The 25,142-nt window shown below is 44.3% G+C and carries 26 protein-coding genes and 1 pseudogene; 9 read left to right on the forward strand and 18 right to left on the reverse strand.

What is annotated here, in order from left to right:
- The first annotated feature begins 67 nt into the window (after positions 1–67).
- The 6 genes from UNITIG_RS18675 (at position 68) to UNITIG_RS18700 (ending at position 7,297) form a co-directional block, all read left to right on the forward strand.
- Positions 68–1,201 (forward strand): hypothetical protein, encoded by a 1,134-nt coding sequence (locus tag UNITIG_RS18675; protein WP_101759867.1) that lies wholly within the window; start codon positions 68–70, stop codon positions 1,199–1,201.
- 86 nt (positions 1,202–1,287) lie between these two features.
- Positions 1,288–1,734, forward strand: a complete 447-nt coding sequence (locus tag UNITIG_RS18680) for a group III truncated hemoglobin (protein WP_101759868.1) — start codon at positions 1,288–1,290, stop codon at positions 1,732–1,734.
- A 61-nt stretch (positions 1,735–1,795) separates the two neighbouring features.
- Positions 1,796–2,851, forward strand: coding sequence for an alpha/beta fold hydrolase (locus tag UNITIG_RS18685; RefSeq protein ID WP_101759869.1), 1,056 nt, complete (start codon positions 1,796–1,798; stop codon positions 2,849–2,851).
- A gap of 70 nt (positions 2,852–2,921) precedes the next feature.
- Positions 2,922–3,407: a glutathione peroxidase gene (locus UNITIG_RS18690; RefSeq protein WP_101759870.1), complete on the forward strand. Its 486-nt coding sequence runs from the start codon at positions 2,922–2,924 to the stop codon at positions 3,405–3,407.
- 369 nt (positions 3,408–3,776) lie between these two features.
- Complete coding sequence (locus tag UNITIG_RS18695) at positions 3,777–5,975, forward strand: DUF3857 domain-containing transglutaminase family protein (RefSeq protein ID WP_101759871.1); 2,199 nt, start codon at positions 3,777–3,779, stop codon at positions 5,973–5,975.
- Positions 5,972–7,297: a lipopolysaccharide assembly protein LapB gene (locus UNITIG_RS18700; RefSeq protein ID WP_101759872.1), complete on the forward strand. Its 1,326-nt coding sequence runs from the start codon at positions 5,972–5,974 to the stop codon at positions 7,295–7,297. Before UNITIG_RS18695 ends, UNITIG_RS18700 begins: the two co-directional genes overlap by 4 nt.
- 62 nt (positions 7,298–7,359) lie before the next feature.
- On the opposite strand, the gene UNITIG_RS18705 is transcribed toward UNITIG_RS18700, so the two are convergent.
- From UNITIG_RS18705 to UNITIG_RS25770, 16 genes and pseudogenes are all read right to left on the reverse strand, one after another.
- On the reverse strand, positions 7,360–8,115 hold the full coding sequence (locus tag UNITIG_RS18705; protein WP_145999231.1) for a tryptophan-rich sensory protein: 756 nt from the start codon (positions 8,113–8,115) through the stop codon (positions 7,360–7,362).
- Positions 8,116–8,236: 121 nt separating this feature from the next.
- Positions 8,237–8,542 (reverse strand): hypothetical protein, encoded by a 306-nt coding sequence (locus UNITIG_RS18710; protein WP_101759874.1) that lies wholly within the window; start codon positions 8,540–8,542, stop codon positions 8,237–8,239.
- On the reverse strand, positions 8,539–9,315 hold the full coding sequence (locus UNITIG_RS18715) for a hypothetical protein (RefSeq protein WP_101759875.1): 777 nt from the start codon (positions 9,313–9,315) through the stop codon (positions 8,539–8,541). Before UNITIG_RS18715 ends, UNITIG_RS18710 begins: the two co-directional genes overlap by 4 nt.
- 46 nt (positions 9,316–9,361) lie before the next feature.
- Positions 9,362–10,246: an LLM class flavin-dependent oxidoreductase gene (locus UNITIG_RS18720; protein WP_101759876.1), complete on the reverse strand. Its 885-nt coding sequence runs from the start codon at positions 10,244–10,246 to the stop codon at positions 9,362–9,364.
- A gap of 24 nt (positions 10,247–10,270) precedes the next feature.
- Entirely contained in the window at positions 10,271–11,398 is a 1,128-nt protein-coding gene (locus tag UNITIG_RS18725; RefSeq protein WP_101759877.1) for an FAD-dependent oxidoreductase, read from the reverse strand.
- Positions 11,395–11,970: a TetR/AcrR family transcriptional regulator gene (locus UNITIG_RS18730; RefSeq protein WP_101759878.1), complete on the reverse strand. Its 576-nt coding sequence runs from the start codon at positions 11,968–11,970 to the stop codon at positions 11,395–11,397. Before UNITIG_RS18730 ends, UNITIG_RS18725 begins: the two co-directional genes overlap by 4 nt.
- Positions 11,971–12,309: 339 nt before the next feature.
- Complete coding sequence (locus tag UNITIG_RS18735) at positions 12,310–12,951, reverse strand: VPLPA-CTERM sorting domain-containing protein (protein ID WP_101759879.1); 642 nt, start codon at positions 12,949–12,951, stop codon at positions 12,310–12,312.
- 406 nt (positions 12,952–13,357) lie between these two features.
- Positions 13,358–13,666: a hypothetical protein gene (locus UNITIG_RS18740; RefSeq protein WP_145999233.1), complete on the reverse strand. Its 309-nt coding sequence runs from the start codon at positions 13,664–13,666 to the stop codon at positions 13,358–13,360.
- Positions 13,667–13,780: 114 nt separating this feature from the next.
- A complete protein-coding gene (locus UNITIG_RS18745; protein WP_101759881.1) occupies positions 13,781–14,194 on the reverse strand; it encodes a hypothetical protein in 414 nt (137 codons plus the stop codon).
- Positions 14,195–14,646: 452 nt separating this feature from the next.
- Positions 14,647–15,228 (reverse strand): hypothetical protein, encoded by a 582-nt coding sequence (locus UNITIG_RS18750; protein WP_101758907.1) that lies wholly within the window; start codon positions 15,226–15,228, stop codon positions 14,647–14,649.
- Between the two features lie 199 nt (positions 15,229–15,427).
- Positions 15,428–16,048, reverse strand: coding sequence for a hypothetical protein (locus UNITIG_RS18755; protein ID WP_101758906.1), 621 nt, complete (start codon positions 16,046–16,048; stop codon positions 15,428–15,430).
- A gap of 209 nt (positions 16,049–16,257) precedes the next feature.
- A complete protein-coding gene (locus UNITIG_RS18760; RefSeq protein WP_101759882.1) occupies positions 16,258–16,821 on the reverse strand; it encodes a VPLPA-CTERM sorting domain-containing protein in 564 nt (187 codons plus the stop codon).
- Between the two features lies 1 nt (position 16,822).
- Complete coding sequence (locus tag UNITIG_RS18765; protein ID WP_101759883.1) at positions 16,823–17,578, reverse strand: VPLPA-CTERM sorting domain-containing protein; 756 nt, start codon at positions 17,576–17,578, stop codon at positions 16,823–16,825.
- A 191-nt stretch (positions 17,579–17,769) separates the two neighbouring features.
- Positions 17,770–18,969, reverse strand: a complete 1,200-nt coding sequence (locus tag UNITIG_RS18770; RefSeq protein WP_200821380.1) for a patatin-like phospholipase family protein — start codon at positions 18,967–18,969, stop codon at positions 17,770–17,772.
- An 82-nt stretch (positions 18,970–19,051) separates the two neighbouring features.
- On the reverse strand, positions 19,052–19,903 hold the full coding sequence (locus UNITIG_RS18775) for a hypothetical protein (protein WP_101759884.1): 852 nt from the start codon (positions 19,901–19,903) through the stop codon (positions 19,052–19,054).
- 235 nt (positions 19,904–20,138) lie between these two features.
- Positions 20,139–20,950: pseudogene (locus UNITIG_RS25770) on the reverse strand (enoyl-CoA hydratase/isomerase family protein).
- Between the two features lie 292 nt (positions 20,951–21,242).
- On the opposite strand from UNITIG_RS25770, the gene UNITIG_RS18790 reads away from it, so the two are divergent.
- The 3 genes from UNITIG_RS18790 (at position 21,243) to UNITIG_RS18795 (ending at position 23,206) form a co-directional block, all read left to right on the forward strand.
- Complete coding sequence (locus tag UNITIG_RS18790) at positions 21,243–21,443, forward strand: hypothetical protein (RefSeq protein WP_101759887.1); 201 nt, start codon at positions 21,243–21,245, stop codon at positions 21,441–21,443.
- 8 nt (positions 21,444–21,451) lie between these two features.
- Positions 21,452–21,607 carry a hypothetical protein gene (locus UNITIG_RS23150; RefSeq protein WP_159931215.1) on the forward strand — a complete coding sequence of 52 codons (156 nt, stop codon included), beginning with the start codon at positions 21,452–21,454 and terminating at the stop codon, positions 21,605–21,607.
- A gap of 228 nt (positions 21,608–21,835) precedes the next feature.
- On the forward strand, positions 21,836–23,206 hold the full coding sequence (locus tag UNITIG_RS18795; RefSeq protein WP_159931216.1) for a cytochrome P450: 1,371 nt from the start codon (positions 21,836–21,838) through the stop codon (positions 23,204–23,206).
- A gap of 66 nt (positions 23,207–23,272) precedes the next feature.
- On the opposite strand, the gene UNITIG_RS18800 is transcribed toward UNITIG_RS18795, so the two are convergent.
- Entirely contained in the window at positions 23,273–23,494 is a 222-nt protein-coding gene (locus UNITIG_RS18800; RefSeq protein ID WP_101759889.1) for a hypothetical protein, read from the reverse strand.
- A 99-nt stretch (positions 23,495–23,593) separates the two neighbouring features.
- Positions 23,594–24,853: a sulfotransferase gene (locus UNITIG_RS18805; protein WP_101759890.1), complete on the reverse strand. Its 1,260-nt coding sequence runs from the start codon at positions 24,851–24,853 to the stop codon at positions 23,594–23,596.
- Positions 24,854–25,142 lie beyond the last annotated feature (289 nt).

Raw genomic sequence — 25,142 nt, forward strand, 5'->3', positions numbered from 1 at the left:
GATACTCCCGATTAATCTAATAAACAACTCAACCCTTTTGTCGGGTGGCCGCTATAGGTAGTGATAGATGATGCTGAATTTAACTTTGCTAATCATTACAGCCAATAGCGGAGAACACGCTATGCGAATAGAGTCCGGACAGGTAACACTCAACAATCAACATCAATTCCAGCGCAGCGAACAACGCAGCCAACTGGTACAGCGCAGAGAACTCCCTCCATCAACAGCTTCGACAGTGAACACCCAGCCGACGCCGTCAAGCCGAACACTGAACGTCAGTAATAGCAGTCTCATTGATTATTCTGCATTTAGAATACGCAGCGACCAATCACTGCTCAATCTGGAAAAAATCAGCCAACAGTCATTAACCCACTACGACCTCAACACCAATTTATTGAAAGCTTTAGTCGAAGCCATGACGGGAGAAAAAATTAACACTGCAAGCTCCCCCGACACCTCTCAATCAGCGGAAGGCCGCGCTGCCAATACCACAGCCATTAGTCTCACAGCTGAACCGGGTGCGAACGAAACCACTCCCCCTCCCACAGTAGAAACCACCACCGTCACATTAGCCAAAATTCAGGAATACGAATATTCAAATGTCGATATCAACGCCGATCTGACTGATAACCAAGGACGAGCTCTGGATATCAATCTCAGTTTCACTATGGAACGCCGCTATCAACAACAAGACTTAAGCATCACTATCACTCAAGGGCCGCTAACCGATCCATTGGTGATCAACTTTGATGGTGCCAACGTTAAACTGAGCAATAATTTAATTGATTTCGATCTCAATGCAGATGGTGACACTGATCAAATAGCCAGCCTTGCCTCAAACAGTGCCTATATAGCATTGGATATTAATCACGATGGCATCATTAATAATGGCTCGGAACTGTTTGGCCCCACGACTGGCGACGGCTTTGCCGAACTACTGCAATACGATGACGACGGCAATGGTTTTATCGATGCAGGGGATGCAATTTTCTCACAGCTGATTGCCTTTAGACCCAGTGATGATTACCAGCAAAACTTGAACGCGCTGGGTGTCGGCGCTATTTATACTGGTTCGGTTAACTCGCCCTTCAGCCTAACCGGTAGCGATAATAATCTATTGGGCAAAGTACGTAGCAGCGGTTTTTACCTCACTGAAAACGGTAGCGCCGGGGCTGTACAACAAATCGACCTTGTTGTTTAGACACTGCGCTTTTAGGTACTTCATACTTAGACATAACCACAACTATTCCGTTAAGCTAGCCTCGCAGATAATCATTGCGAACTCATATGCCAATAGCAAAAAACGATATTCAAACCACAGCTGACATTGATAGGCTGATTCAGCACTTTTATGACTCTATGCTGGAAGATCCGATTGTCGGTTTTTTCTTTACCGATATTGCCCGTATCAATCTGGCCCAACACCTTCCCAGAATCTCGAAATTCTGGCAGCGGCAGCTATTAGGACTCAATCATTATCAAGGGCGCACCTTTGAAATTCACCAACAACTTCATCAGCGTGCCGAACTGAATGCCGATCACTTTCATCGCTGGTTATTTTTATTTGAGCAGGCCGTCAATTCATTGTTTGCCGGCGAGCGTGCCGAGCTAGCCATCGGCAAATCACGCGCCATCGCCCAATCTATGTTACAGGGACTACAAGATAGACAAATGGAAACCGTTTTAAAAAACCGTGAACAGCAAGGCTTACAATTTTTTAACCCAAAGCCTTAGATCTAAGCTTCACATTGCAAACTCTAGGCATTAGGCTTCGTGCACCCCGAAAGGAAAGCCGATGACCTTTAACCCTCAACACCTTCTAATCCAAAGCAACAACATCACCTTGCACTGCGTTGCGCAGGGAGATACGAATGCTCCATTAGTAATTTGCTGCCATGGCTTTCCCGGCTTGTGGTATAGCTGGCGCCACCAATTAACCGCGTTAGCGGCAGCAGGCTATTTGGCAGTGGCTATAGACCAGCGTGGTTATGGGCGCAGCGACCGCCCCAGCGACCCAGCACGCTACGATAGTAATACCTTAGTCGCAGATACGCTCGGCGTACTCGACCACTTTAATCGAGAGCAAGCTATTTTCATCGGCCATGATTTTGGGGCGGCCCTGGTTTATAACATCGCAGTACGTCACCCTGAACGAGTCACAGCGGTGGTCGGTGTCGCCTGCCCTTATGATTTTGATTTAGCAGGCCGCGGCTGCGCTGGCGCCAATCCACCTGCAGCTAACATCTACAACCGTGCTTTCGCCCGCCCCGACAAATACCCTAGCGAATGTTTTGCTGAGATTGCACTACAACATTTTTATCATATGCACTGGTATCAAAGCCCTGACATTCCGGAACAAGCCTTAGCGCCTAATGCCGAATTATTTTTACGGCGTTTATTCTGGGCCCTTTCTGCAGATGGCAATCTGCTCGACTGGACGCAATTCCCCATGGCCGGCACCAGCTACGTTGATGTTCTGGCTGAACCAGCTAAAGCACTCCCCTGGTCATGGATGACCAAAGCCGATCTGGATTATTACGTCAGCGAATTTTGTCACTGTGATATTGGCAAGGAATTTATCGGCGGCATTAACTCCTACCGCACCGCCGATCGCAACTGGGAAATCGGGCTCGCTTATGCCGACCACAATATTGTCCAGCCGTCACTCTACATTACCGGCAGCGAAGACCCGGTTAGACAAATGATTGGGGAAGATGCGATGGCCGCATTCAAGGCGCGCTCAACTGATTTACGCGGTATCAAAGTCATCCCTAACGCTGGCCACTTTGTACAAATGGAACAAGCCGTGCAATTCAATCAAGTACTGTTACAATTTCTGCAATCACTGTAATTACCCTTATCCAGATAAAACCAATAGCCACTTGCTCACGTAGTAGATAACAATAACCGAGGAGATTTAAATGAGTACCGTATACCAATTTGAAGCACAGACCATCAATGGCAAACCCATGACGCTGGGTGACTACCAGGGCAAGGTTTTATTAATTGTCAACACCGCCAGTAAATGTGGCTTAACGCCTCAATTTGAAGGATTGGAAAAACTTTATAATGACTACAAGGACAAAGGGCTGGAAATACTCGGTTTTCCCTGTAATCAATTCGGCCACCAGGACCCAGGCAGTGAGGATGAGATTCAGGAGTTTTGCCAAATGAATTACGGCGTCAGTTTTCCCATGCACGCCAAGATTGAAGTCAATGGCGAAAACACCCACCCGCTGTATCAACATCTAAAAAGTGAAGCTCCCGGCATACTGGGCAGTAAAAAGATAAAATGGAACTTCACTAAATTTTTAATTGGTAAAAACGGTGAAGTCATTGAACGATTTGCGCCGGCCACCAAACCTGAGAAATTAATTAGTGCGATTGAAAAAGCGCTGCAGAATTAATTTGATTAACCGTTTTCCGGCAGTATGACAGCATGCTGCCAAGTTATATTGTTCTGCCTCGCCTCGCCCAAGGCAATAGTTGCCTGTGAATATTTCTCATTTTTTTTGACGCTGATACCCTCTATTGTCAGTCACTCCGAAATATACTGATCAAATAACACTAATAAAGTCCGATATTTAACTACTTATCTACAAAATCAATAATCTACAGTGACTCACCCGCTCTGAAAACGCCTGGATTCTGCAAACATTCAGTTAGCCACAGTAATTGCCATGCCTAATAAAACCACATATTCTACGATCTCGGTAGAATTTAGTACTCAGGTTCTATAATAATAAGACTAGATTGGGAACTTACTAAGGAGCTTTATGCGTTATCTCAAATCAGGGATTTTCTTTTTTTTATTGTTTATCCATCTCAATACATTCGCCACGCGACTAGCTCCCCCTCTTGATCAACAATCCAATATCCCTTTAAAGGATGCCGGCGCGCAGACTCTTTACTCTATTGAAACAATAACTGTTGAACAGGATTATCACTGGCAATCCCAAACCTACTACTCCATCCGAATTAACGATTTAGAAGCCGCCCGGGATTATGGCCGTATTACTGTAGGCTATAACCACTACTACAGTGAATTAGAGCTTGAATTTGCCAATGTGTTGACACCTAACGGAGAGATTAAGTCGCTTAAATCCGATGCTATGCAGGAACGTAGTGCTGGCTCACAGGATTTTTACGAAGATAGGACGATGCTGGTATTTTCGCTACCAGAAATCACCCCAGGATCTATTCTTGAATTCCAATACAAACGCAAAAGCAAAACTTTACCCATGCCTGGTATTTTCAGCAATTCATCTTCTGCTTTTTGGTACCAGCCTACCGTAGGCGGTTATGGGGGCCGCGTAGACCCTGTAAATTATGCCACCTTTGAAGTAACCCTACCCGCTGATATGCCGCTCGATAAGAAAAATCTGGGGCCAATAAAAGGGAAACACAAAGCTACCAAGAGCGATACTAACATAACACATCAGTGGCGCTGGCAAGATTTACCAGCAATCGCCATTGAATCCTACATGCCGTCTTATGACAGCGTAATGTCACGAGTAAAAGTGTCGACCAGTCGTAATTGGTCGGATATCGACCAATGGACATGGGGCCTGACCCAACAAAAATTCGCCAGTCATCCCGAGATAAAAAAGATCGCTGCCGAAATTGCCTCACCAGAAGCCAGCAGGGATGAGAAAATTAAAGCTGTTTATGCTTACCTGCAAGAAAATATTCGCTATGTATTTGCCCATTTAGGACGCGGTGGCTATGAACCTCATTTTGCTCATGAGGTTATTCAACAACGATATGGCGACTGTAAAGATCAAACCATTTTAGCCATTGCGCTACTTAGAGAACTGGGTATAGAAGCAGTACCATCATTAGTCATCACCTTGCGCAATGGCCAACCGGATATGGAGTTAGTAGCTCTTTATTTTGATCACATGATTGTTTGGATCCCTGGCGAAGCTAATGCACAAGGAATGTGGATGGATACCACCGGTGACCGGGTATTGTTTCCTGGCGTGTCCAATTATCTGCAAGATCAATCAGCACTGATTATTAATGGCGAAGGCGGTGAGCTAACGACAATAGGACAGCAGTTACCAGAAAATATTGGCACCCTTGCTATGGATTACCATACCGATAGTAACGGCCACTTAATTGTTGATGTCACTATTGATAGCAGTGGTATTTACGAACAAAACCTGCGCAATTGGTGGATACACGATAGCAATCGTGAAACCAGTCTACAGCAACTTGTAATGAATATTTTTCCTGACGCAAAAAGCAACGCCACCATCAAGTCTAAAACCGAGAATGCAGAAAATTTGTGGAAACCCTTTACCATTGTCTCCCAATTTGACTTTGGACAAGCCCGTGAAGAACCAGGAAAACCTATATCCGTTGGTGTAGGTATCATTCAAGCCTACCGTGTATTTGGTGATTTTAATTCCATGCAAATACCTTCCGAGCGCAAAAATAACTGGGTCAACAAGCAAACTAAAACACTAAAAATTAACGCCACTATGAGCGGCGACAAACATGATCTTCCTGCCGTTATAACCAGTGGTATTGATGTCAAGAATGCATTCTTCACAATATCCCAATCCGGAAAGCAAAGCGATAAGCATTACCAAATTGATTTGAGTATGGAGGCTGCAGCACTAGATTTATCTCCGAATGAATATCAACAGTATTATCAATCTTTATCTACATTAAATGAGGCCGGACATTGGAGTGTGCAGTTCTTTAACGACAAAAATCGTCAAAAACTTACTGATTTGACCGAGAACATTGATGAAAATGATCTACAAGCACAACTAAAACTGGCTAGGTACTATCTGGAGCAAGGAGACTTTGAAGCTGCGCTTAAACCCGCTAATGCAGCGCTTAAGATTGACCGTGACAACGGTGAGAGCTGGTATTTATTAGGCTTGGTTCAGGGCTACAATGCACTCGTCGAAGAATCCATGGAGTCATTTTCACAGGCATCAAAACTCGGGTATATCCCGTGAATAAAAATCTATTATTCAGGCTCTTATTGCTGTCGACTATTATTGCATTAGCTAATTGCGCTGGCACTTCAACATCTCGTCAGGCAGCTGCTCCCAATAGTATTTATCAAACTCTGGAGCTAGGTGACAAAGCCTTTAATCGCTGGCAACAATTCGAAGATTATCAAGCGTTGCTGGACGCTGAAAAATATTATGGCGATGCGCTACAGTCATTACCGGATAATGTGAATATACAGCGTGCCTACTACTTAACGCTATATCCCTTAACATTCTCTAACTGGACGTTATGGCACAAAAAACTGGACACACACTTCAATAATATCAATCCGCTGCTCAAAGCCGATTTGACACCACCTTCACTGCTGGCCCATCAGGAGCTTTATCAAGCCAATCAAAGTGTCGACAAACGGATTCGCACATTAAAAAAAGCCATACAAGAACAACCCGAATCCTTCCGTGCATGGTTTTTCCTCTCCTCTGCCTACGAGGAAAATGGCCAGCTTGATTTAGCCTTGGATGCTGCACTAAAATCCGCTTTGCTAAATCCACAATCTGCTGAAGCAGCTTTTCAAGCGGGTGATATGTACCGGCAACTGTCACAAGTCAATAACTGCATCTATGAGCACCCCAGCCTCTCCACAAAAGCCATTAAATACACCGCTAAAGCCACCTCCCGACAACCAGAGAACAACTATTATCAAGCCGCTTTGGCAACCCTCTATAACCAGATTGGGCTTTATCCTTTAGCGCTGCAAATTGCCCAAAAAGCACGCAGCCAGGAAGACAACCAATTAAATACTGAAATCCTCGGTCATACTTACCTTGGCATGCAAAACTATAGTGCAGCACAGATTGAATTTTCAAAATTACTCAATACCCATCATGCAATATTCGCTTATCAATATATTGCTCAAACCACTGCCATCAGGGGCGAGTGGCAATTGGCCTATGAACAGTTACGTAATAGTAGTGGTGCCGGAGAAAATGATTTCTATCTTTCCATTATTCAGCAATGGGTTAATCAACTTTCCCTATCTCAACCCGATCAGAAAATTTCTATACCCACTACCAGCACAACCCCTTGGGAAACGTCGATAAAATCATACTTAAACCAGCCTTCAGAGCGTCATTCTTTGATTTATCAGGCAAGTAATAGCTGCGAAAAAACTGAAGCTCATTTTTACACAGCGATGAAACTATGGACTGAAGGGGATGTAGAAAACGCCAACAAAAGTTTGCAGGCAGTAATTAAGTTAAAAAATTATTCTTACCCGGAATATCAATGGGCAAGAATATTATTGCAGTCAGGCAAGCTTGAATAATCTATATGTACGCTTAATCTCCATCTTACCGACCATTCTAATCAGCACGATGTGACTGACTTTTAGTGACGCGAGCGACTAAATAACTCACTAGCAATTAATAACAAGCCAAGCACGGCCACAACTGAAGCCGCGCCGTTAACCATCGGAACAGTTTGATATTTCACTGCAATACCAGCACACGCCCAAACAGCAACTAACACATACGCGATATCACGAACGCGAAACAACACTGTCGCCGCAATAGCACCCGCCAGGGCTATTTTAATAATAGTCCAGGCCTGTGCATCAATACCGACGTCATCCCAGCCCAAACCTATTTGCACGGCACTTAAATTAGCAATCGATGCCACCGTAATCCAACTGGTATAAATACTAAACGGGAAATACAGCACACAGCGTTCTACTAAGGTTGCACTTGAGATAGCTGTATTTAGAGTTCGGTAGATTTTGATTAACGAAACCAGAATGACCACCATCAGTAATAATGAAAGTACCAACAGGTCACTATGCCAAAGCACAATCCAAATAGAGTTTGCTGCACAGCTAATAATAAAAGGCAGTCGAATTGAGGCCAACAATTGATTCTGACGTTGCGCGGGTAAAGCCTGCCACACAATGAAAGCTGTTAATCCGATATAGATAAGTCCCCATATAGAAAACACATAACCTGCCGGGGTAAAAAATGAAGGATACTTAGCCGACACTTCCCCCGTGGTCTGTCCACCAATAGGAATGACATTGGCCATGCCGTTGACAATTATCACAGCTAAAAACGCCAGAATATTCCCACCCCAATCCGATATTGGCCTCTGCATCACTGGCACCCTAATTGACAAAAATTTTTTGCTTTCATTAGTGTAGCTGTCATTACGGAAAAAATAGTAACCGCCCAACTATAAAATTCAAAATTGTTGCAACAGTCACTACCACATCAGCTTAGTCCCGCATTTGCGGCCCACCATGAATAGCGGGTAAGTTCAGCGGCGTTACAATGCCTGCTTTAGCGGCGCATACCGCTGGAATAGCATTAACAATACGATTAGCCGCAGAACAATTACCGCCACCGGCAGGGCCAGGCTCAACCGGGTCATCACCGTGTAAACTCACCTTCAATTCAGGATTGCCTTTAATCACCGTTTGATGGCAACCACGGCCAACGGGAGGATAAGGCCAATCAGGGGCGCAATCATCATCAATACGGGTAATATGTTCAACCACAATTCTGGCGTGACCATTTTTCATACCACGCACTTCGAACCGGAAGGCACCTTGGGTGCCTTTTTTAAACTCACCCATACCGTCCACGTGAATATCTTTTTCCAGGGCAGTTTTTCCACAAACGTTTCAATGCCGTCGAGAGGATACTCTAATGCGGCGGCGATAATATTGATCATCGGTGCCCATACAGTTTTTAAGGACTCCTCTTCCAGCATTCGGGGGTTATTTTCCATAGGTTGACCAAAGCCAATCACATCTCTTACAACTTCAGGCTGATCGTATAAACCATAATTAAAAATTTCCTGAATACGAATTTCTTCAATATCCGATACTACGCCACTGAGTAAAATTGGTAGAATATCCATAGCCCAGCCTGGATCTATTCCTGACACAAATACGGAGCTGTTATTTTGTTCGCAGACCATTTGCACCGGTTCAATAGCTTCTTTAATCGCGCCCTCACCCGCGGGGAACAGCAGTGGATAGAAAGAGGTCGATACCACATTAACACCAGCAGACAATACCGTTAACAATTCGATAAAAGCTTCCTCTGCCCGTGTATCAGCATTGGCGGTATAGACCACACAATCAATATTCTGTTTGATTAATGACTGCCAATCATCGGTCGCATAAACACCTTGATTTTCAATGCCAGCCAAAGCCCCTATGTCTTTTCCAACCTTGTCGGGATTGACCACAACAGCACCTGCCAACTCCAGATCGCGATGCGCCACAACAGCACGAATCGCTGGCCGCCCGACATTCCCCGTACCCCATACTACAACACGCTTTTTCATTATTTCTCTCCTTATAAACGATTAATTATTGTCATCAACACAGCAGTTAAAATAAAGTTTCATTCAGTAGTCGCAATTCATCAATGTCGGTACAGGTCGGCACCAAAATAACATCGTCTGCCCCCAAGGACTTGACCTCATTGATAAAATCTTTTAATTCTGCAACGCTGCCGTTAAAACCAGCTATAGGCAACAACATATCGACAATGTCTTGTGGCATAAAATTCATATACCGGGTCAAATGCTGCAGCATTTTCTGCTTACCTTCAGCCTCCAAGCCATACCAAAAGCTAGCAATCAACCTGGGTTTACCGGTACGACCTTGCTGTTGCCATGCGGCGGTCATTTGATCAAAAGAATTTTTTATTTCTTCCAGCGAAGCCGTCAAAGAAAAACCCGATAGACCATCAGCAAAGCGAGCTGCAGCTTTAATAGACTTGGGACCAATAGCGCCGGATAAAATTGTTGGACCACCGGACTGTACCGGCAATGGTTCAACTCTTCGCAACGCGCTTTCAACCACTTTCTCACCAGCCCATACTTTGCGCATCGTAGCGCAGTGTTGCTCCAATATAGCTAAACGGCGCTTATTCCAATCAGCGCCAATAGCCGCATAATCTTCCTCTCTACCCCCAACACCCACGCCAACAGTCAATCGTCCGTTGGAAATTAAATCAATGGTGGCAAATTGTTTGGCAAGCAATACCGGGTTATGCATTGTGACGACACTAATGGTAGAAATTAATTCAACCCGCTCACTCCAGGCGGCACACGCTGATAAAGACGTCATAAATTCTGGATTTACAAAGTTTATGCGTTCACCAATTGACAGCGATGACCACTGCCCCTGATCGATTTCCTCAACCCACTGCTTGAATAGTGCCCGGTCCCAGCCGGGTTCCATCAACGGTACCGTGGTTCCAATATTCATATTTTTTCTCCAACAACACTTTTTTTAATTATTCACTAACAGTGGATATAAGCCTTTATAAATTTGTTTCTGTACCACCCACGGAAACAGCACTTTATCAACCCAGTAGCGTGGAATCCTGAATCCTTTGCCTTGCGGTGAAAAAACCGTTAGGCCTTCCGGCTGATTACCAAAAATAGAGCCCCAGCGATAGGCAGCAGGTTGGAAAACTTTCATATCCTCATCACGACCAAAGCAATGCGCCTTTATATTATCCGCCACTAATTTAAAGCCGCCATTTCTTGCTGAGCTACGATTCACATCGCTAGCAGCAATATCGCCTACCGCAAAAACATTGTTAAAACCTTGCACACGCAAATAAGAATCAGTGTTTACAAAACCTGCTGCATTCAACATTGCTTTGGGAATAAAATGATTATTGGGTTTAACTGCACCAATAGCCCACAAGGTTAGCTCGGCAGAAAACGCTGGCTGCCCGGTAGTCCAATGAATTGGCATTGAGGTCAAGTGTTCGCCGTAAAACCCCTCTGGCATTACAGCACGATGAGCAGGGTGCAAGCTCACCTGTAATGCCTGCAATTTATCTAGCACTTGCTGTCTAACTTTCGGGTGATAACCCGGTAACGGTTGCTGCTGACTATAAAAAAGATCGACCTTTTTTTCCGGGTATTGTCGAGCAAAGTTAACCGCAGCACTGACACCGGTAGCGCCGCCGCCAATGACAGCCAAACTCCTCGTTTGCTCCAACTGTTGCGCTGTAGACGCAATAGCCTGCTCAACCTCCACCATACTTTGCAGGCTATTAGTGCGCCAAAACCCATTACTAACCCCGGCAGCAATCACCAGCACATCATATGCTTCCTGATGCAACTCACCGCTGGCCAATTCAACGGTCACCGTCGATTCTTTATCGTCAATCTTCGTAATTAATCCGTGAATGGTGCGAACATCCTTCAATTTTTTATAGCGTTCAAAACCAACAAGGTAATCCCGCTTCCACTGTTGCGGCTGGGTTAAACGTAAACCCAGTTCCTGGCCGCTGACTAAACACGGCTTAGCCGATATACCCACCACATCAAAACGGCTGGATAAATTAATAGCCACCAGCAAACCGGTATCGCCAAAACCCGCTATAACTACCTTGGGCTTCATGCTTTTTTCCTGGCAACATCGATGGTTGCTGAACTGAGAATCAAGTTTTGTAGTTGATGATAAACCGCAAGAGTTTCTGACGATGTGTAAGCTGGTTGGCACTGTTGGCTACCTATGAATACAGCGTGCACTAAATCCCCTAAAGTTTTTGCGCGCTGCGAATCCGCCACCACCAAGCCAACCAAATCCTGACAATGCTGACGGCGTAAACGGTCCACTCGCACCATCGCCGCCTTTACTTTTAAATCGCTTTGCGACCAGGTGCGGATGGCATTTTCCAGCGGTGTTTGTAATTCAAAAATCTCTGCCCCCATATCAATTAAACTATCAACACGCTCGGACACGCTACTAATGACTGCAGTACGGGCCAAAATATCTGCGGTCATGGACTGTTCCCAATAAGCCAACATTGCTTCGGTTAGCTGCTGCCGATTTTTAAAATGATGATAAAAAGAACCATGGGAAACGCCCAGCTTCGCTAACAGCGCCTCCAGGGTAACGCCCTTGTGACCAGTTGCCGCCAGTAATTTAATAGCGCAATCAATCCAATCCTGTTTACTAACCCTAGCCATCACTCACCTCTATGCAACCCGCCAAAACATAACATGAGTTATGTTTTGGCGGAAGCCATTTGAATTACATGTGGTTAATAAAAGAGAGAGGGGGAAATTAAAACACGTATTGAAATAGTCGGTACGGTGGGGGACATAAGTTGTATCGGTGTGGACTCGATCTGAGACAATAGATTAATAGCTCATAAAAGATCGTACCGCCTGGTCTCCACAAGAAAGCAGACATTTTATTTAAGTGAAACTGAGATTTAAGATTGGCGAATTGTGCCAACTACAGACATTATCGGATACAAAAAAGGCCCCAATATTGGAGCCTTAATCATTTAAAATTCTGAGTATTTATTTCTTACGTTTGATTCCAGCCATACCAATAAGTGCTGAGCCAAATAGATAGACTGCCGCAGGAAGGGGTACCTGAGAAATTGTATCAGTGTGGATTAAAATCCTTACTGGCTCAAAAGGTGCCTCGCTCCAACTATTTGTTGACTTGATTACATAGTCATTTAAGTCGATATTGGCTTGCGACGGATTAGCAGCCATATAAATCCCGCCCCAATCTTGGTCGAAAATCGAACCGAAACCACCGAAAAAAGCCACGTAGGTTCCAGCAGACAGAGTGACATCAAGAGCAACTAGATGATCCGAGGGAGCCGATATACTTTCTGAATTAAAAAGACCGGTGTTGTAGGCTAGCGCACCAGAGGCAACCTCTGATGGAGCAATCAAAGAAGGTAGCCCTTCAGGCCCTTCGACGGCAACAATGGCCCCGAAATAACTTCCAGCGCCCCCCATGTAGGCAGTGAGCCCAGTCACATGGACATCGCTGGTGACGCTAAAACGAATACCATGAAAACCATTTACTTGTATCCCTCCCCATGAATTAGAAAATCCGCTCTCAATATCATAACTGGACAGATAAACTTCTGCGTGTGCAGATAATGAAAGTGTTAGGCCCAAGAAGGCTATAGTTTGTTTCAGCATGAGGGAGTACTCCATTACATTTTAGGGGTGTTTATTTTTGTGCAGTAATAGTGTCAGTTATAAGCGAATTTTGAAATAGTACCTTTGTAAAGAGTTCCGTCAGATGTGAATTATTTACTATTTCCACAAAACGCTTATGTCTCGAAAGGGCCAATACCGACGATTACCTTACATGTAAACCAATACTCAAGAGCGGAAGCTATACCTTCAACTAAAGACAATCTTCAACCTAACGGTTTTTCTTAGCTGCTTTCGGCAGCTATAGATCCAGATTCAGACACAAAAAGCCCCGAAGTTAATCAAGGTTTAGGTTCTCAAACGTGCCATTAAGAGACTAAACAAGGTGTAAGCGTCGGAAAAAAGCGGACATTAACAGTGTAATGGTACGGACCCTGCGGTCCGTAGATTAATTTTTATATGCTTTTTCTTCATACACTTTAATTGGCCCTCTATTAATCAGAGTGCTAAAAACAACCAGAAGAAAAATAAATAAAACGATTATTATCGCTGCGACCACAGGTTCAAGCTTTGCCACCACATAAAATGGTAAAATAACAAACAATACTCCTAAACTTAAACCTTTAAAAACCCTAATAATACTAAAGGGTATGTCCAAACCACGAACATGAATAAAAACTTTTTCAGTTGACGGCCTTTTCATGCCCGTATTGCAATGCGGACAAATGAAACTATTGCTCTCTTCCTTCCAGTCCAAGCACTTTGCCTCATGGTCAGAAAAAATTTTGCTGCATTTCGTACACTCGTATCTCATGGCATATAACAGTGTAATAGTACGGACCCTGCGGTCCGTAGATTAATTTTTAAGCACTTACTTGGTATATGCTTTGATATACGCGTAATCACTATTTTTTTCGCCTTTAAATAGAGACACTTCATAAAGGCCGCCTAAGCCTGACCACCTCATTGAGAAGTTATTTTTAAATGATGGTGGCGAGCTTTTAAAACCGATTGACTCTAGAGCTGCCTGATTAAATGGGACATTTTCAATTGCTTCAATTGTAATCCAGTCGGCTTTTCCTTTAATGAATACAATCTCAGTTTCGCCTTTAGAAAACTGACATTTTTCCCCGTACTTACTTTGAGAACAAGATGAAGGCGCACCAATAAGAGTGGATACTTCAGCTTTACTTTTTCCTACTATTGCAGGCACATCAACGACAGTAGCGGAATATGCTTGCAGGCTTACTAAACTTAGTAAAAAACCTAAAACTTTAATTTTCATCGTGACTCCTTTCTTGTGTGCTTAACGAGGCTGTAGAAAAACTAATTCATAAAATGTCATTTCTAGAGCCTTTTTATTATTTATTTTCACTGATCATAAACCATTCAGTTTATTTTACATAATCCTTTCTTATACGCCTTTAATGCCGGTGGCTGTGGATAAAGGTCCGCTATTGAGGTGAGAATTATGGGGTGCCGCATGCCTATTATGGGTCAATACCAACGATTTACCTTATATGTAAACTAATCTTCAAGGCCGGCAGCTACACCTTCATTAGCAGGCATTCTTCAATCTAACGATTTTTCTTAGCTGTTTGCGCAAGCTATAGATCCAGCTTCAGACATAAAAAACCGAAGTTAATCAAGGCTTAGGTTCTCAAACGTGCCAAAAGCGGACCAAAGAAGAATAAAAAAGGCTACCGAAATAGCCTTGCAGATAAACTTAGAGGTATGTTATTTCTTGCGCTTAAACCCCACTAGACCAATTAGAGCAGAGCTAAACAGCCATGCTGCAGCGGGTATAGGCAAGACAAAATATAACTCAGTATTAGAGGTCGCAGAGGGCCAACCTCCTTCTCTAGATACAGGTCCATTGGCACTTAAGGACATAGTTACTTCATCTATGTTAATGTAAAAATCAACCAATCCAAAATCAGTGGGGCCATAATTTAAGTAATCGCAATAACCAGAACTTGATATACAGCTTACTACCTGCCTTATACCGCTATCCGCTGGGCTAGTTGCGTCACCAACATGTATTTCTTCTGTGATTTTCTCATCATACAAAACATACCCATATTCATTTCTTCTATACCAATCGATGGTTATATCTAGCTTGGACGATTCTGTATCATATGTCAGAAAATTTATATATCCATATTCGGATGAGGCTGGTGCAAAATCAAAAGTTATAACTCTTTCGTTTTCTTGAATAGATTCCACGATCCCTGACCAAGTTACTACTTTTGCTAGCGTAGACTGACTTAAAATCAATAAAAAAATTAATCTAGCCGAAGCTAATGCTGATTTTTTCATTCATATATCCTCATTTATTATTAGTATAAGCAACCATTTATTATAGCGAAGATCTAGTCGACCTCAAATCAATTACGTCTGCTTTCGGTTGCGACTATCGCGATAACAACGTATCAATAGACCCTGTAGTGCCAACAACAGTCATTAGCAGAATTTAAAAAGGCTCCATAAAAAGAGCCTTAATCTAACCCTTTTAAAGTTACTTCTTACATTTAATTCCAGCTAAACCAATCAATGCTGAGCAAAATAACCAAGCCGCGGTGGGAACAGGTACAGGAGATGGCGTTGAGCTTCTCACAAGAAAATGGCCATAGGTCGAATCTATATAATCTTTAGATCGTGATGATGATCCAGAAAAACTAACTAGAGCAAAATCATTACCACCTTTATCGTAGAGATAGTTACCTCCAAGATATACTTGCGCACTTACTGATGCCGAATCTCCTATAAATCCATATGCACTAGCCCCATTAGATGTTGAAGATATATTTTGAAAGGTAAACCCAAAATTGTTTCCAAGGTTGTCAATACCATTTCTAATAGAGGTTGGAGGATTCTCATCTCCATAATCAGAATTTAAGCCTGATATTAATAATATACTCTGAGCTTCAAGTAATGTCGCATATCTCCACCCCTCAAATTGGCCACCCGCACCTATTTCCACATACACTTGATCAACGCTTAACCCTGCTGTTATATCTAAATGCAGCCAATTTAACGATGTCTCTGAGTCATTTGTATAGTATCCATTATTAATGAATTCCGAATGAGATAATGAGCTTATTAGTGCTGAAAAACATAAGATTATTATTAATTTCATAGGAAGTACTCCATTACGATTATTATATTTATACCACTAGCGTGCCATTAATACTGAACATTGTAAATGGCAGCTAAGGGTCACGTAGCGACTATCACTATGAAAAAGCATCAATAGCTACTGTTGTGCCAACTACAGACATTCTTCAGAAATTGGCAGAATCAAAAAAGGCCTCAATACTTGGGCCGCAATTGTTTAGTTTGCTTAATTTATTTCTTTCGCTTGATTCCAGCCAGACCAACCAACGCCGAACCAAACAACCAAGCTGCAGCCGGAACTGGCACAGGGTTAGGAACAGTGAACGTGTAAGTAGTAACCGCAGAGATGCCAGACCCCCAGTCGCTAACCGCGACCAAGGTGAGAACGTCACCGACACCACTAGCAGCGCCAGAGAACGTTTCGCTCACATGTCCGATCACTTCGGGATAACCCAACAATCGACCTCCACAGTTAGGGAGGATCCCACCGCCTTCAATACAAGCCGTACTGATGTAGGAGGTAGTTTGAGCAATAGTATCAATCGTACCAACATAATGTATAAACACATTAGTTACTGGCGTCACAGAATTTACAACACTGCTGAAACTGATAATCCCCGTGTTTGAATCCAGCGCCCCCATACCAGAGCCAGTGATTGACCCCGTTGCACCACCGATAGCAGCGCCACTCACCGTACCATTGATTGATAGAGAGACCTCCAGCAGAGCCGCCTGGGATTGCGCAGCAACAACCGCCAGCGCAGTAGACGCTAATACAACTGAAAATTTTTTCATTTTATCGCTCCTTTATTTTTCGAGAAGGGCAAACAAACCATCTTGGTGTGCCTTTGGTATAAGTCATCACCAACGATCTGATAGCCTTCCGAGTATAGCGTTGGCGGAAAATCTTAGTACCCCCAAGTGCACCTAATCCCGACAAGAACATCCATAATGCCCCAGGTAGCGGAACTGCTGAAAGTGATTCTATATTCATTGGCGATCCACCACATTCTTCTCCATCCAAGCAATTAGAGCTAGTTATCAAGAAAACAGTATTCGTAAAAGTCGCCGCATTACCCTGTGTTTCACGTGTACGAAAAATCCACTGCTTGTAGGCGCCAGAAGCTACAATCTCCACCCCCCCATACACACCCATTAGCGCCTGATGGCCAACATTTAGCTCGGGGCAGATAGCAAAAAGTTGGCCGCTACTATTCTCCGTGCAGTTATTGATTGTTTGGAGCGCGTATTCTATAGCGTTGCCCGAGCCTTCAAATCTCATCGTGAAGGATGATTGTAGTATGACGTCTTCTGCTAACCAGTCATACCCCGTTAAATAGTTGATGCGATGAACACTTGAATTCCAGCTAAAGGTTTTCTGAACATCGTCGTAATAACCATTTTTTAGATTCTGAACATTGCTTATGTAACTACCATTAACTGTGCCGTTGACTACGGTTTTTGATTGAACAGTAATGTCTAGGAAGGCAGCTTGAGAGGGTAAAGCAATAGACAAGCATAAAGCGCAAAGCGCGTAAAATTTCAGAGGCATGGTCAAATCCTTTTATTGATTATTATTTGTATCCGTTTATACCCTCAAGTGAGACGGATGTCTAGTTTTGAGATTGTGTCTTTTATTCTGTTGAAGTGACAACTGCCAGATTAAGTAAGAGCACCTTGATGTGTACTGTCAGACTAAACCTCTGCGACTACACACAAGCACGGTTAACGTAGGAAAACAGCCTAATTGTTAATACCGCAGCTACCGATAAATTGCCTGATCTCTTCTGCCTGCGCCATAGCATCACGGTAACCACAAGCCATTAGCTCAGTACAATATTCGTGTTCAAACAAAATATAACTGGCAAGACTGGAACCGCCGCCTTTAGAGTTGGCACCAATTATTTTTAACAATAACTTCATCGATTTCGGCAAACATGCGATAAAATTTTCAGCCACTTTATCAAACTCAACGGACGGCTCGATAATTAATGTTTCTACTGGCCGGGCATTCAGTGCTAGCCGCTGCTCAGGCGTCATCAACTCAATAAATTGATTAAACCGCTGCAACATAATCAAATCTTCGTCCATGGAGTCAATAAATGCGCTATTCATTAGCTGCGCTAGCACCTGTGCTAATGAAGGCGAATGATTAGTAATTTGTCGCCTATCCACCGCCTTGCTATAGCCACTGACACCAATCACAAAAAGCTTGTCCGCGCCAAGATGCAATGCGGCACTCATAGGGGCGGTTTGCCGTAGCGCACCATCGCCAAAATATTCCCGGTGGATCTTTACCGCTGGGAAAATGGTAGGCAGAGCTGACGATGCCAGAATATGTGCTCGGCTTAAACGGGTGCGCACACCTATCCGCCGCCCACGCTGCCAAGCTTCTATCTCTTCATTACTCTGGTAAAAGCTGACATTTTCCCCGGAGGTGTAACCCAATGCGGTAATGCACAATGCATTCAACTGATTGGTATCGAGCATCAATTGCAATCGCTCAATGTTGACATTGGCATTGAGTAGCTGCTCTAGCGGCCGGTTATCAAACAGCGACAATGGTCGACCTTTTGCTATACCACTATGAAAAAAAGAGCCTACCAATTTCAACATACTCTTGGTTAACGCAGCAAAACCTACATGGTGAATGGCCTCTGAGCGTATCTGTGACCACAGGTAATCCAGTTGCCGGACAGACTCATGAAAGTTGTCCGCCTCGGTAGCTAACTTTGCCGCGTTGATCGCACCGGAAGAGGTGCCGCAAATGATCTGAAATGGATTATGGCCGGTTTCCGGAATAAGTTCAGCAATGGCTTTTAATACCCCACTTGATATGCACCACGAGCGCCGCCACCTGATAGGATCAATGCTGTCTTCATCTAGACTTTCTCGGAGTAATTTTGGGCCTGCACTTTGTCTGGTGACTATTTCAATAGCCACTACCTATTTGCTGCACGCTACACACAATAGCCGGCGGCATGAGAAATCACACTATTTTGTTACAGCTTGACGCCCCTTTTGATTAAAAGACATAGAGCAAGCCCATGCTCATCTCATAAAAATTTTCATCCACATCAAAATTCACCTGCACCCCTTGCACGGTGTCGTCAATTTCCTGTTCATATTTGTTGTAGCGAATCAGTGCTTGATACACCAGATGGTCACCCAGAGGTTTAGACCACTGAACGGCTGCGCTATAACCACTGACATCGCCATTAAAGGTACCGGTTAAGTCATCAAAGTCTATTTCATCGTCTTCATCGAAATCTTCATCGGTAGTGCCAGTGAGTTTATTTTCTGCTTCCATATCAGCATAAGCCAAACTCACACCCAACTGACCGGCCTCACCCAGCGACCAACCATAGGCCACCCCCACAAAAACCCCTGACTCCTCAAAACTATCAGTGAATGCAGGGGTTATATCATCGTCGGTATCCTCGATAACACTCTCGCGAACTTTAAAATCAATTTCAGTTTCACCGGTTTTATAGCCAGCAAAAACTGTCAACTGCGGGGTGACATTCCAGCCGACAGTAATATCGGCATCGCTGCGGCTAGCCTTGCCGGTTTCACCTTCTTCACTCACATCAGCATCTTCAAACGATTGCGATAAATTAGCGGCAACATAAGCATCGCCATAAGCCGCTCTGGCAGTAACACTAGCCACATGAAATGATAATTTTGAATCCAGTAGCTGCTCTAGCTCGTGAGTCTTATTGCCGATATGACCACCCACAATCCAATTTACCGAGGATTGCTGCGCCTCTACCGTCAGTGCACCTGCCAGCAAAGGAAAGCTCAACACAGTCAGCAGCGGACGCGGACATAATCCAAAAGCAGCGGCAGTTGATTTTTTATCATGAGGAATAAACATTGGCAGGACTCCGTGTTTAATTTTATTGTGTCGCCCTACTACTCTCCTGACAGGAGAAGGATCTCACCGCAGAATAGTAATGTTCAAAGGTATTGTCTAGCCTCCATGCCAACCGAGATAGATACCAAGCCACCTTGTCTACTTTTAGCACTGCTAGCTGCTACTTGCCAACATCCATTATCAGGGAAGTATCCATATCGATTGCAGCGGCTAAGTGTATAAACATCTTAAATAATTAGTCGTCGTTTAAAAAATCCGGCCATTGCTTGCTGACACTCGACTGCCACTGCGGATCACGGCGCTCGAAATAAGCCAGCCCACCTTCTGCCGCATCAGCCCCTTGTAACGAATGATGCAAAGCTTGGGTTTCGGCATCGATAAATTGTTGCAGACTTTGATCTTGCCCCTGCCACATTAATTTTTTATGCATGCCCATCACTAGTGGTGAGCAATTAACAGCCATGTCCCGCGCAATATCCAAAGCGGTTGTTAACACTTTATTGGCTGGTACCACCCGTGAGGCAAGCCCCCATTCACCCGCTTGGCTACCAGTGACCCGGACAGCGCCAACAATCATTTCAAAAGCGCGTTCAAAGCCTATCAACTTCGGCAATACATAACCGATGGCAAAATCGGCCACGACGCCGCGACGATTTTGTAAAAAACCGTATTTACCCTCCTCTGCAAATACCCGCATATCACACTGCGCCGCGATGCCTAAACCCACCCCACAGCATGACCATTACAAGCAGCGATTACAGGCTTGCGCACATCCCAAGCCTGAAAACTTAACGGGCAGGAACTAAATGCCATATCGCCTCCGGTATTAAAGGTATCACCGTCTGCCTGTAACTCAGCCCCGGCACAAAATGCTTTACCACTGCCAGTTACTACCACTACTCGAATGGCATCATCTTCATCACATCGCCGATACGCATCACCCAAACCTTCCATCATTGATTGGCTAAAGGTATTCATCGCCTCTGGCCGATTAAAGGTAATTAATGCTACCCCATCACTTACTTCTAGTATGATGTCGTCACTCATAACAATTCCTGTTGCGCTTTATACGTTTGGCTGTAGCTTATAGGCCCACCAGCATAAAACAATGGTTACCAAGGCCAAGACTTATTAACAGTTAGAGACATACCAGCCAATACACTACCCCCCCAAATATCTACTAACCCTTATTCGTAACCTGCAACAAGCGGATGTCAAAACTACTGAAATTGATCAGCTATTAGGACTGGATGTAGTAGACATAGAGAATGCCGAGGCTAATGGACAAGCGATTCCCTTAATACTTTATGGCAAGCTTTACCGTTTTTATCTGCAGAAAATGGCTGGCGAGAATTTTGGTTTCCCCGGCCACATTGGCGCTATTACCGATCGCTACCGCATGCTTTATAGCGTGATGATTCACACCAGTAATCCAGGTAGCTCTCTCAAAAAGCCACACCGTTTTTATGCAGCCTTTGCGATCGATAAACAGTTGCTTCACTACCGTCAATCGATGAAAACACTATCAGCTGCGAACTGAATATTTTAATGATTAAGAAATATCAGCACAGTAATCACAGCACTATTATCACCGCCCATCTAGCCCCCAGCTTTCATCGCGTACTGAGCTGGCTTGCTAACGTTGCAATACCGTTAAAGTCTGTCGATATTGCCGGTCTACAGCCGCATAATTTAGCGCCGTAAACTCAAGGCCTTGCCCGACGCCCTGCCATCACTACCCACCTGCGTTTCAAGCAAAACAACCACCATTACAAGCCATTGATTTAATGCTGAATTATTCACAAAACTTGCAACTAGTATTCATTAGTTTAATTAGGTAGCATCAAGACTAGCGTTTTAGCTAAGCCCGCTATACTAGGGACTAATGATTTAACAACAATAAAAATGCCGCTTTGTTTCAAGGAGTCAGTAATGGCCGCAGTACCCGCAAACGACTACGTTACCGCCAAAGACAATCAGGATCTAGATCACTTGCCTGGTAAATACGGCAAACCTTTTATTGGTTATACATTTCCTTTTTTAATGCGCCCTTACGATGTGCTCGATGGTATTTATAAAACCTACGGGCCGATTTCCAAAGCCTCGCTGACATTTCAACGGATGGTGATCTGCCTGGGCCCTGAATACATCAAACTGCTTACTCTGGATCGCGATCAGGTTTTTTCTCCGAAGATGGGGTATGACGGCCCCTTGGGTGATTTTTTTGACGGTGGCTTATTAATGCGCGACTTCGGTGAACACAAAATTCACCGCCGCATTATGCAATCTGCATTTAAAACTGAGGCTATGCGCGGCTATGTTGATGAAATGCACCCCATCATCGATAACCATTTACAACGCTGGAGCAACGATCAAAATTTTCATTTTTACCCGAATATAAAAACGCTATTACTTGATCTGGGGTCGAAAGTATTCCTGGGTTTAGATATGGATGGTGAAGAAACTAAAGCCCTTAATCAGGACTTCCTCGATATGATGGCAGGGACTTTATCACTGATCCGTAAAGACTGGCCGGGTTTACTCTACCGTAAAGGCATGAATGGCCGCCGTGGCCTGGAAAAATTCTTTACCGAATTGGTGCCCGGCCGGCGCAGCAATGACGGCAAAGATATGGCCAGCTATTTTTCCAAGGAAACTGACGAAGACGGCAATCTTTTTTCAGAAAAAGTCGTTGCTGATCATTTAATTTTCTTATTACTGGCGGCGCACGACACTACCACCAGCGCATTAACGATGACAGCCTACCTATTAGCACATGATCAGGAATGGCAGGAAAAAATACGTCAGGAAGCGCTGACACTGAATAGCGGCCAACTTAGCTATGATGATCTAGGTAGTAGCGTCCCCAATATGCAAAACGTATTTCATGAAACTTTGCGCCTGTATCCTCCGGTGCCACAATTTATGCGTCGCACCGTCAAAGATATAGAGATCGATGGTCACCACATTCCCGCTCACAGCATGCTGCAATGTTCACCGCTGTATACCCATCGAATGGAAGAATACTGGACCAACCCCCACGGGTTTGACCCCGACCGTTTTGCCGCTGGTCGTGAAGAACATAAACAACACCCCTTTTTATGGGCACCCTTTGGTGGCGGCGCGCACAAATGTATTGGTATGCATTTCGCCGATATGATTTATAAAAGTGTACTCTCTAAAATGGTGACAAATTATCGCTGGAGCTTTGCCAAGGAGGAGCAATATCCTTCCAAAATTCAGTACTTCCCATTTTCAAAACCGATCGATGATTTACCGCTTAAAATGGAATTGATTAAATAACGGCGATCAACACACAGGCAATAAAAAAGGCGCTCAAAAGAGCGCCTTTTTTATTGCCTAACTGCATTACTCAGCAGCAGCTTCCTCACCGGCTTCTTCAGCTGGCGCTTCTTCAGCAACGGGTTCTGGCGCTGGCGCTGGAGCCGTTACTTTGATCAGTTCTGCAGCCAATAAAATTTTAACTTTCTCTTCACCATTTACTGGCTTTTTGTCTGCACCAATAACCGCATAACGGCCATCGCGACGCTGAGAGATAGTGTACTCGGAGGTTTTCTTAATTACTTTCATGACATTTTCCTTTCTACGGATTAATTTAGCACTGACTATTACCATTCAATAAAATTCAGCGGCGGCAATAAGACCACAGTCACAGGCAAAGTGCAATCTTTACACCGCTTCAGACGCGATATCAAAATGCGACTGATAAGCACCAAACCGCTGCCGCTCAGTAGCCAAATCCAAACCAGTGTCAGCAAAGCTGTAGCTGTGCCTGCCATGCTTATCGCTAGGGTTGGCAGCTAAAAACTGCTGCATATTAGCCGCCGCCTGATCAGACAAGGTACGACCAAAATGCTGGTAGATACGATCCATCATCGCCACAGGGTCTTGCATAAAGTCTTTAAAGTGCACATCAATAACCTGATCATCGGGCACCTTACCCGCTGCTCTGGTTGCCATTGCCCGGTTGAGAGCATCGCTTAATAACTCAGCCTGATGCGCTGCAACTTCACGAATATCCACTTGATCGCTCGCCATACTACGTAAAGTTGCAATCAAACTGCTGACAGACGTTAATACTCTAATAGGGTCACGATGGGTTTGAATAATATTGGCATCCGGGTATTCAGCCATCAACTGATCCATCACCCATAAATGTCCCGGTGTTTTCAATACCCACTGTTTCACCTCGGTTTTGGATTGTAAAAATTGCAGGAAGCGACGATGGTTTTTATACACTTGGCTGAGATCCGCCTGATCTAACCACCGCTGATACGTCGGCAAGCGGTACTGGGTATCAAAAATGACCGAAGCAAAATCCAAACCGGTAAACACCACACATTCCTGTGGAAATTCCGCGCCCATGGGATGCATTTTTTTAAACTCTGGCATCAGTTTATCGACACCGGATAAATTTTTCTCCACCGCCGCAATGCGCGGATCAGTTTTAAATGTAGCTGTTTCCGGCGCGGGAAAAGGGTGTTCAACTTCCCAGGTCATCGGCACTCTGTTTTCCGGGTCCTGCGCCATTAATTCATGCATGATAGAGGTGCCGGTACGTGGCAAGCCGACAATCAGCATCGGTTTATGTACCGGTTGATCTGCCAACGCCGGATTTTTTTTGAAGGCATCCACCAACTTTAAACGGTTCTGCAAATTTTTAAGTATTTCACCACGGGCAATAATTCTGCCTAGCCAGGTTAGCCCAGCCTCCTCTTCCATCGATTGCATTAGCAAGTTGAACGGCTGCCGGAAATAATCATCACCAAAATCGCTTAAGCCACTGCGGCTTTGCGCTTCTGCCATTAATTGCGTTGGGCTGAGGTTGACGGGCTTGATACCGACAGTATTGAATATTTTTCCCGCGCCATTAAAGCAACGAATGGGCAAGGGTAAACGCGGGATGTGATTTTGGTTTATCGCTACCATGCTACAAGCTCTCTTATTTAATTATTTTGAGCATGATAGCCAAGCGGTTAGAAACTGTCCTTTAAGGATAGGTAATGGTTTGGCAAGATTAAACGGCGCTCAATAGAATGCCCCACCAACAGAAGACTATCTTGATTATATGCCTACCCATAAAAAAAGGCGGGCCATGTGGCCCGCCTCAAAATGCACGTGAAATAATTCCACGTGCTCTCCCTCGAGACTACGCGATAAACCCTCCAAGAATTTACCGGCTAAATCCATTACTGTGCTGCATCCGTCAGGCAGCACT

Origin of the sequence: Oceanicoccus sp. KOV_DT_Chl (assembly GCF_900120175.1) — a bacterium.
Classification (GTDB): domain Bacteria; phylum Pseudomonadota; class Gammaproteobacteria; order Pseudomonadales; family Dasaniaceae; genus Oceanicoccus.

What these genes read in the sequence shown, in the direction of transcription:
- UNITIG_RS18685 (WP_101759869.1), top strand. Translation starts at nt 1,796, where the DNA reads ATGACCTTTAACCCTCAACACCTTCTAATCCAAAGCAACAACATCACC.
- UNITIG_RS18695 (WP_101759871.1), top strand. Translation starts at nt 3,777, where the DNA reads ATGCGTTATCTCAAATCAGGGATTTTCTTTTTTTTATTGTTTATCCAT.
- UNITIG_RS18715 (WP_101759875.1), bottom strand. Translation starts at nt 9,315, where the DNA reads ATGAAAAAGCGTGTTGTAGTATGGGGTACGGGGAATGTCGGGCGGCCA.
- UNITIG_RS18760 (WP_101759882.1), bottom strand. Translation starts at nt 16,821, where the DNA reads ATGAAAAAATTTTCAGTTGTATTAGCGTCTACTGCGCTGGCGGTTGTT.
- UNITIG_RS18745 (WP_101759881.1), bottom strand. Translation starts at nt 14,194, where the DNA reads ATGAAAATTAAAGTTTTAGGTTTTTTACTAAGTTTAGTAAGCCTGCAA.
- UNITIG_RS18765 (WP_101759883.1), bottom strand. Translation starts at nt 17,578, where the DNA reads ATGCCTCTGAAATTTTACGCGCTTTGCGCTTTATGCTTGTCTATTGCT.
- UNITIG_RS18795 (WP_159931216.1), top strand. Translation starts at nt 21,836, where the DNA reads ATGGCCGCAGTACCCGCAAACGACTACGTTACCGCCAAAGACAATCAG.
- UNITIG_RS18730 (WP_101759878.1), bottom strand. Translation starts at nt 11,970, where the DNA reads ATGGCTAGGGTTAGTAAACAGGATTGGATTGATTGCGCTATTAAATTA.
- UNITIG_RS18675 (WP_101759867.1), top strand. Translation starts at nt 68, where the DNA reads ATGATGCTGAATTTAACTTTGCTAATCATTACAGCCAATAGCGGAGAA.
- UNITIG_RS18790 (WP_101759887.1), top strand. Translation starts at nt 21,243, where the DNA reads ATGGCTGGCGAGAATTTTGGTTTCCCCGGCCACATTGGCGCTATTACC.
- UNITIG_RS18750 (WP_101758907.1), bottom strand. Translation starts at nt 15,228, where the DNA reads ATGAAAAAATCAGCATTAGCTTCGGCTAGATTAATTTTTTTATTGATT.
- UNITIG_RS18755 (WP_101758906.1), bottom strand. Translation starts at nt 16,048, where the DNA reads ATGAAATTAATAATAATCTTATGTTTTTCAGCACTAATAAGCTCATTA.
- UNITIG_RS18735 (WP_101759879.1), bottom strand. Translation starts at nt 12,951, where the DNA reads ATGCTGAAACAAACTATAGCCTTCTTGGGCCTAACACTTTCATTATCT.
- UNITIG_RS18710 (WP_101759874.1), bottom strand. Translation starts at nt 8,542, where the DNA reads ATGAAAAATGGTCACGCCAGAATTGTGGTTGAACATATTACCCGTATT.
- UNITIG_RS18775 (WP_101759884.1), bottom strand. Translation starts at nt 19,903, where the DNA reads ATGTTTATTCCTCATGATAAAAAATCAACTGCCGCTGCTTTTGGATTA.
- UNITIG_RS18680 (WP_101759868.1), top strand. Translation starts at nt 1,288, where the DNA reads ATGCCAATAGCAAAAAACGATATTCAAACCACAGCTGACATTGATAGG.
- UNITIG_RS23150 (WP_159931215.1), top strand. Translation starts at nt 21,452, where the DNA reads ATGATTAAGAAATATCAGCACAGTAATCACAGCACTATTATCACCGCC.
- UNITIG_RS18690 (WP_101759870.1), top strand. Translation starts at nt 2,922, where the DNA reads ATGAGTACCGTATACCAATTTGAAGCACAGACCATCAATGGCAAACCC.
- UNITIG_RS18705 (WP_145999231.1), bottom strand. Translation starts at nt 8,115, where the DNA reads ATGCAGAGGCCAATATCGGATTGGGGTGGGAATATTCTGGCGTTTTTA.
- UNITIG_RS18725 (WP_101759877.1), bottom strand. Translation starts at nt 11,398, where the DNA reads ATGAAGCCCAAGGTAGTTATAGCGGGTTTTGGCGATACCGGTTTGCTG.
- UNITIG_RS18800 (WP_101759889.1), bottom strand. Translation starts at nt 23,494, where the DNA reads ATGAAAGTAATTAAGAAAACCTCCGAGTACACTATCTCTCAGCGTCGC.
- UNITIG_RS18805 (WP_101759890.1), bottom strand. Translation starts at nt 24,853, where the DNA reads ATGGTAGCGATAAACCAAAATCACATCCCGCGTTTACCCTTGCCCATT.
- UNITIG_RS18720 (WP_101759876.1), bottom strand. Translation starts at nt 10,246, where the DNA reads ATGAATATTGGAACCACGGTACCGTTGATGGAACCCGGCTGGGACCGG.